Below are 749 nucleotides of genomic sequence, written 5' to 3'. Positions count from 1 at the left end.
CAGCGTGCGGAACGCGGCGAGCGTGGCGCCGAGCGCGGTGAGCGTGCCGAACGCGGGGAACGTGCGGAACGCGGCGAGCGCGCCGAACGTGGCGATCGCGCCGAGCGTCAGCCGCGCCAGCCGCGCCAGGGCGAGGCGCAGCCGGCGCAGGCCGAAGCCCGCCAGCCGGACGCCGTGCAAGGCGAACGTGGCGAGCGCACCGAGCGCAGCGAAAACCGTCGCGAACGCAACCAGGAACGCCGCGAGCGCCAGCGCGACCGGCAACGTGAGCGCAGCGAGGCGCGCGCCGCCGACGCCGACCAGGCCGACCTGGAAGCCGGCGTGCCGACCCAGCCGCTGCCGGTGGCCGCACTGACCGACGAGGCTGGTGCCGTCCGCGCCGACCTGCCGGAAACCGCCGATACCGCCGAAAACGGCGAGGGCGAGGAGCGCCGCCGCCGCAATCGCCGTGGCCGCAACCGCTATCGCCGCGAGCGCGAGGAAGGCGCCACCACCGAAACGTCCGAGACCGCCGACGCAGAAGGCGCGGAAGGCCAGGCCGAGAACGCCATCGCCACCATGCCGGCCACCGGCCAGGCCCTGGCCGAGGCCAGCGAGGCTGCCGACGTCACGCCGGTGCCGGTCGCCGCGGTCGCGGCTGCCGAAGCCGAAACCGCGGGCGTCGCACCGACCGCCGCGATGCCGACCCAGGCCGTGCCGGCCCAGCCGGCCCCGGCTCCGGTGATCGCCGCCGAACTGGCGCCTGGCAG

The 749-nt window shown here is 76.8% G+C and carries 1 protein-coding gene and 1 pseudogene; one reads left to right on the top strand and one right to left on the bottom strand.

All coding sequences use genetic code 11. The annotated features are described in order from the left end of the window. The coding region (locus tag F1599_RS26345) for a hypothetical protein (RefSeq protein ID WP_223819824.1) at positions 1–264 on the bottom strand (264 nt) is incomplete at its 3' end. Positions 265–321: 57 nt separating this feature from the next. Between F1599_RS26345 and F1599_RS26340 the strand changes: the two are divergent. Continuing rightward, positions 322–749, top strand: a pseudogene (locus tag F1599_RS26340) (ribonuclease E/G); the annotation flags it as partial.

The organism is Cupriavidus cauae, from assembly GCF_008632125.1.
GTDB classification, from domain to species: domain Bacteria; phylum Pseudomonadota; class Gammaproteobacteria; order Burkholderiales; family Burkholderiaceae; genus Cupriavidus; species Cupriavidus cauae.
The sequence above is the reverse complement of the archived record's forward strand: the minus strand, read 5'-3'. Positions and strand labels throughout refer to the sequence as shown.